Annotated in this window: 5 protein-coding genes; all 5 read right to left on the reverse strand. The window is 46.1% G+C overall.

The window, feature by feature from the left end:
- Positions 1-331: 331 nt before the first annotated feature.
- Positions 332-1,192 (reverse strand): hypothetical protein, encoded by an 861-nt coding sequence (locus VE954_RS35870; RefSeq protein ID WP_324962180.1) that lies wholly within the window; start codon positions 1,190-1,192, stop codon positions 332-334.
- Between the two features lie 67 nt (positions 1,193-1,259).
- Positions 1,260-1,589 (reverse strand): hypothetical protein, encoded by a 330-nt coding sequence (locus VE954_RS35875; protein WP_324962182.1) that lies wholly within the window; start codon positions 1,587-1,589, stop codon positions 1,260-1,262.
- A gap of 5 nt (positions 1,590-1,594) precedes the next feature.
- The gene (locus VE954_RS35880; protein WP_324962185.1) at positions 1,595-4,183 is read right to left on the reverse strand and encodes a hypothetical protein; all 2,589 of its coding nucleotides are present in this window, start codon (positions 4,181-4,183) and stop codon (positions 1,595-1,597) included.
- The gene (locus VE954_RS35885) at positions 4,180-5,319 is read right to left on the reverse strand and encodes a hypothetical protein (protein WP_324962187.1); all 1,140 of its coding nucleotides are present in this window, start codon (positions 5,317-5,319) and stop codon (positions 4,180-4,182) included. Before VE954_RS35885 ends, VE954_RS35880 begins: the two co-directional genes overlap by 4 nt.
- A 149-nt stretch (positions 5,320-5,468) precedes the next feature.
- Entirely contained in the window at positions 5,469-6,443 is a 975-nt protein-coding gene (locus VE954_RS35890; protein WP_324962188.1) for a hypothetical protein, read from the reverse strand.
- Between the last annotated feature and the right edge of the window lie 153 nt (positions 6,444-6,596).

The following is a 6,596-nucleotide window of genomic DNA, read 5'->3' on the forward strand; positions in this document are numbered from 1 at the left end:
AATCTTAATTTCAGGCTATGCGTATGAAATCGAGGATTCCATGCTCAAAGCTTATGCCATTCATAAACTTCCAAAGCCCGTCAGCAGTAGCCAACTGATCGAAGCCTGTGCCACGTTTCTCGGAGTTCGTCCGGTCCAAAAGCCCGCCTAAAGGTTCCTTTAGTGTGTCTCTTGAAAAACGAATCGCTCGACAAAAGCCAAGCGACACGAGTAAGTGGGATTGTCATTCAGAAACAATAGGGATCTGATTACCGCTCCGAGGTGGAGCAGTAGCGGAGATCTCATCAAAACCGTTAAGGACTACATTTTATTAGCGGCCAGTCCGAATATGTTACGGTATCGCCAATGGTATAGTTAGAACATGTCCAGATTCAGCACGGATAGAAACGTGATGGCCATTGAAAATATACGGGAACGTCTTGCCCTTTAGACACTCCTTTGTCGTGCACCCCATAAAACCATATCTAGCCAAATCATCTGCATTGATATCGGATACTTCAACTGTGCCGCTCAATATATCATCCGTCTGTGGGAAGCTTAGCCCAAATTCAAGTTTATCTTCCCTGCCGATCGATAGCATTTCGCCAGCATTAAGTTTGGATATCCATCTGGAGGCAAATTCTTTGGTCTCCATACCGAACGCGAGATCTACAGTTTGGGGCTGGGCGATGTATTGAACGAAAAACTCCTTAAACAGTTTCATGTTAGGATGAATCACTCCCGCGCGGGGCTGATTATTATCAGTCTCGTCATGGTGGAACTGAGCGGGGTCAGGATAACACTCCCCCATGGAGTTATTCTCAAAGGGCAGGGGGCAATAGACGACCGAGGGTCGTAATGTCCCCCAGGTCCTTAGCCAAATGACAGCTATTCTGTGGCCAGCTTTCAACTGAAGTTTAACTTCGTAGTCATCGCGATCCGACCAAGTTCGATCTTCACAAGAAAAATTCTCCAATTTTCCACTATCCAATGCTTGGATCGCAAATTGTGTAAAATAGTCTTTCAGTGCTTCGCACCTTAGCTCACTAGAGACGTTTTGAAAAACTTTTGCAGTGGCTCCCTGTATCAGAAAAGCTTGGGGCTCCTCGCCTTCTTGCTCGATATGTCGCCTGTCATTGTCGTCTCGACAGCCGTTCAGCTGTGTGAACATTGTGAAAACGAGAAGTTTAACATAAATATTATTTGCTTTCATTATCTCGACACCCCAAATCCTTTTAAAATCCTGGAAGCCACCTGCCTGGCTTCGGCTTCAATTCAGCTTAATACCCTATCTCTCTCATGATAATATTCGAAGCTGCCTTGCTAGCTTGGAATCTGTTCGGAAAAATGGTCCTGGAAAGCAAATAATTTTCAAAAAGCTCATACCCATTGACGCAAACTGGAAACCATTTTGTAGGAAGAGCAATCCTGTATCCTTCTTTCCCCTTATAGATTTCGAAAAATGACAATGCTTTGATCCAGCCCGTGTCGCCGGGTGCCATACTCCTTAAAGAAGAAAATTCCGAATCAAAATGATCACTGTTTTCCTGGAAACCGTTAATGTAGTCGGGCTTGTCCAGAATTGAACCTTCAAGATCTTTCGCTTTCAATAGCATTATTTCCATCCCGTAGGAGCGTCCTCCAAAACTTCGATAACGCCCTGTTGTTCCAGATAAGGCAGCCACTTATCATGTGTATTTTCCGGGCTCGCAGCAAGCCAGTCCGGGTCTGCGACCAATGCCACTTGGTAATCGTCACTGTCATCTAACACTTTCGAGGCGCCCGTAAAAGTTTGATTTGGGAGAAGTACTTGTCCTTTCCCTTTTCCTATTGCAATTTTGACTTTTGGTTTTCCTTGAGCAGGTTTTATCCTAATCTGGACCACTCGCTTTGCGCCATTCCACTCAGGAAATACAACACCTCCTACACGGAACGATTCTTCATTTAGATAAAGTTTAGTGCTCCAAAAGCCGCCTAGCTTAGAGGCTCCACTTGGATTTTTCCCATTTATTTTAGGAACCTCTCCCACGCTATATTCGCCGTAGTATCTAATAATGGTGATCTTTTCCTTCACTTCGGCCATATATGGCTGTGTCATGCGGTCAACATAGAACTTTTGCACAGGGTCAGACAACTTCAAACATTTAGCTTCGATCGCTGCAATCGAATCGGCATTCCTAGCCATTCGCAAAAATGACTTAACTGATTTTGATGCATGAAGGTACTTCACAAACTCGACCAGTTGACCAGGACTCTTGACGCCGACCTTGCCAAGCAGAAACACAAAATCCGAAGTATCCTGGGTTGCTTTTAGCCCGAGTTCCAAAGCTTTTGCCTGAACACTTTCCAGCACTTCAGCGATCTTGGACGACACTGAAAAGATTTTCCCTCCAATCGATGGAAGTCCTTTCAATATCGACATTGCGGCTTTTAGGGGCCCAAGAACAGCCAAACTGTCCACAGATGAGAAGAGATAGTCCCACCCAGTAAGATCCTTTTCACCATCAAACCGACAGGTCGAATTTCCCGATATAATTCGGCAGAACGAGACGAGAGGTGAGGCCAGACTGGTTGAGACATAGAGATCAATCCCCATGACTCCGGCCTTCTTGATCTCTTCAATCGCTTTTTGGTTCGCAAAATATTCCTTTGTTAAGGTTTCCCAGCTATAGCCCGCAAATTCATTTGGTTGTCCAATTGCTGGTGGAGCGGCAGGTGGGGGCCGATACCCTTCGGCGATCGCCTCTTCATAAATCTTGCGAAATTCGTTAAAATATGTGACCAGTGAATAGCTCAACAGAATAAGGCTATATGTTTTTCCGTCTATCGTACCCTGCTTCCCCGGCAACGGGCGCATTGTCTGTTTGAGCCAAACGGCAAATGGGTCATTGGCATCGCGAGCAAGCATGCTGTCGATGAGTTGCTGAAAATCCACTGGCACCAGGGAATCTGTAAACCAGCCGTTTCTGTCCAGGACTCCCTGCTTCCCATCAGCACCGTAAAGAAAATTCTCCACACGCCTTGTCTGTAGCTCATACTCTGCGCGCTCACTCTCCGAAGCAACAAGTCGTGGTCTATAGAGTTCAAGTAGCGCCTTGTTCTTTTCAGACCAGCTCAGAGTGACCTGTAAGAACTCAGTTCTGTTGTTGCTTTCGAGCGACCTGTTCATAGCCTCCAGACTTTTGTCGGCAAGGAGCTTATAGACATTGTCGTTGGGATCAATTGGATCAGCACTTGGAATCGACGGCAAAGGGGTAGTGGAAATTTCAAAATCAACCAAATCCTTATAGGTATTGCTGTCATCAATATCTATTCCGAGTGACGCCAGCTCGATCTTCGCCTTACTTTGCGTTTCGTCAACGCTGGTACGAATGGTTTCAAGCTGCCTTTCAACCTCCGCGCGAAGTTGAGTCGCACTCGCACGCTCAGTACGAAGTATCGCTAGAGCTTCTGCAAAATCAGCAAGATCCTGTTCTGTCAACTGATCGAATAACCTCCCTTTAATGTCTTTCAGAACCTTTTCCGCTTTTTCAATTCTTAGGTCTGCGGCGGAAGTTTTTGCCAGAGCATCACGCTTGAGCTGTTCGGACGCGCTGAGAAGCAACCGGATCGCTTCCATTGTGTTCGGCAGTAGAGTGTCGCTACCAATTGACTCAGCACATCCAGGCCCACTCGCTTGGCCTTGAATGCATTCGAAATCGACATCATCGCCGACTCCCATGATGGAAAAATTAAAAAGATCAAGAAAGTTTCCATCCTCTTTCTGTATGTTAACTTCATAAGATTTTTCAACGTAGGCATCTGATGCGCAGAGGCCCCTGGAATTCAAAGCGCATACTGTGAAGGCGAACGAGTTTTGGCCCTTGGCCTTAAATGCAGACATTGCCACGCAGCCCCGCCAGAGTCCCCATACGTTATTTTTAGTACGGTCAGACATGCAATATTCATAGGTGCTGGGACCATAGAGATTATGGAGTTGATCAGGATTAAAAATGATTGGGTTGGAATTAACACTTAAGAATCCACGCTTTTGAGGATCTTTAGACGGACAAACTGAACCCTGTTCAGTTTCAGTACGTGTAACAACAATGTTTACAAGCAACTCACTCTGACTGCAGCCACGACCACCGAAATACTGAGCGTGCAAGGGGTTGATCGAGAGAAAAAATGACAGGAGAAAAAACACAGATTGCATAAATTTCATAGTGGTTTTTCCATGGCAAGGATAGTGTCATATAGCTTTATGGCATCTTCATAGTTTCTGTTTGCAATATGATCCTTCAGCTTTTGCCTGATGGCAGGGGCTATGTCCCGGTCCTGAGAGTCGATAATGTCGAGGCGAAGCTGAATATTTTTTACAAGACCTCCTGAAGCCAGCTTTTTCGCATTTATCTCGAAGGAGGAGTAGCGAAGACATCCTGATTCCATCCATTTCGGTTTCGGATTGCTATTGCAATATCCGCCGTAGGCCAGGAAGCGTTTCAACGCAGCCAGCTGATCGCCATAATAAGGAAGATTTGTGCGAACACTTTTGTTTCCTTCCTTGAATGCCGCATACTTTGCGTCTTCAATTTCACCATAAAATTTTTGCACGGAATCAAGGTAGGCCGAAGTCTTCAATGTTTCAGCCGTTTCCTTTTCAACCTCAATCCGTCTCAACCGTTCGATCCGAATGGCGACCTGCTCTTTCATTGCGGTCACAGTTTCATCAACACTTTTTTCGCGGTTATCCACGTATCCAATGATTTTGTCGAGAATGCTGGACAGATTCGCGAACGGATCCAGCATGCCAGCCAATCCATGGCTTTTGACAAATGCCAGATCCTGGCCTATTCCTTTTGATATGCTTTTTGTCAGATAGGCCATCCAGGATTTCAAGGCAAGGCAGCGATCACGAAGTGATCGGGTTACGAAAAGATCCTCCTGCCTGATATCTTCGAGATCGGACAGCACAGCAACAAGTCTGAGCCGATCCGTTCCTTCTGCGCTTGCGGCAACCTCCCTGACATGAGCCTGAATCACAGCTTCATCCCTATCTTTCACATTTTGCTTAAAGTCCTCCACCAGGGCGGTAAACCTTTGCTGCGTTGCCTTGGTGGATCCTTCATGGGCTGCAAGCACTCCCTTGATTCGACTCAAGGCAACGAGTCCATTGTCGCGGTCGCTTGTCAGCGGACCAACAACGGCCTTTGCCTTGTCCTTTACAATATTTGTGACTCTACTGTTTGCATTTTCAGTTGCTTTATTGGCTCCATCAATGCATGTCTGCAGAGTTCTTGTAAGGCTATGCAGGCATTCCTTCTGCGAAATTACATCCTCTTTATTGCAGGTCTGACTCATTACCTCCTGTGAACACAAATCCGCAGCCAGCAATGAAAAACTTTGACTTGCTGCCAGTAAAATACATGGAATTAAAAGCTTCATGGTTCTTGCCTTTATCCTGGGAAAATAGGTCTGCCGTTCGATTGAAGTCCTACTGCATAATCCGTTCATGGATACTTTGTCGCTTCTATCTGCTCTTCAAGTTCTTTTACTTTGTTCGCATACTTCTTGTATTGATCCGGTGCGTTCTTTACTACCTCAAGGCTCTTACGAGCGGCATCCAAAACCTTGATATCATCAGCAGTTAGGTAAATTTCGAGATATGTCTTTACGCATTCGTCACGGGATAAGGCTTCGCAGCTGGGTGGAGTATTTCCGGGAAGCTCGTCAATCAGGTCTTTGAGCGTGCGCAACTTTTTCCTCTGATCTTCGGTGGTCCTTTCACTGAGTATAAGTTCGTCAAGGCGGGTATCGCAGAGCGGATCCCCTTCCTCACCGGGCTGGCACTCCTGAAGAATTTTCACTGCACCTGCCACACCAGCTATCGATGAAGTATCACCGACCATAGCAGCCACAACCTTGTCATATGCTTTGAACGCGGGAGCCAGAACACTTAGAGCTTCATAGGCATTGCGTGCATCCGTATTTATTTCCAGGTCCGCAAGCAATTTTTTCTGAAGTTCCATTTTGCTTTTCCAGATATTCAGGGCTTCCGGCTCCAGCTTGCCAATGGCCTCCAGTGCATCTTGGGTTTCAAAAATTATCTGATCGTCAAACAACCCATCGCTCAGGTAATCATTAAACATGAATATCGTTTCAAGGGCGAACCTGTAGGCACGGGAGCTAAATGTCAAATCTCCTGAGTCAGAACGAAGACGGTGCAGGATACGAATTTTCTCGACATGGTTTTCAAGATAAATCTGACCCTCGATATTCCCAGGGTAGGCTTCCGTCTTTAAAGACAGATCTATCAGTTCCAGTGAGTTTGCGGAATTATATGTTCCACCTGGGATCCCCCTCAGTCTAGGGTCTGACTTAAGGCTCGCACGAATCCTTAGGAGTCCCCCTCCTTCAAACTCCATTCCTCCAGGGGTCTCAAGTCCCTTGTCAAGCAGTGAATTGAGTGGACCAAGTAAAGACAAAAACTGAAATTCCGGTAAGCTTTCGGCGGAATAGCTCAACTTTCACCCAAAAAATCCTGACAGATATGAAGGGTGGTGCATCTGATTGTTGATTAGCTGTGGATGGCGGCCAGCGTTGTTCGATAAGTCCAGGGCAGCCATTTCTCTGGCTTC

Origin of the sequence: Oligoflexus sp. (genome assembly GCF_035638955.1) — a bacterium.
GTDB lineage: Bacteria > Bdellovibrionota_B > Oligoflexia > Oligoflexales > Oligoflexaceae > Oligoflexus.

Bases quoted from the DNA above. Each gene is read 5' to 3' on its own strand.
- VE954_RS35880 (WP_324962185.1), bottom strand. From the start codon at position 4,183: ATGAAATTTATGCAATCTGTGTTTTTTCTCCTGTCATTTTTTCTCTCG.
- VE954_RS35870 (WP_324962180.1), bottom strand. From the start codon at position 1,192: ATGAAAGCAAATAATATTTATGTTAAACTTCTCGTTTTCACAATGTTC.
- VE954_RS35885 (WP_324962187.1), bottom strand. From the start codon at position 5,319: ATGAGTCAGACCTGCAATAAAGAGGATGTAATTTCGCAGAAGGAATGC.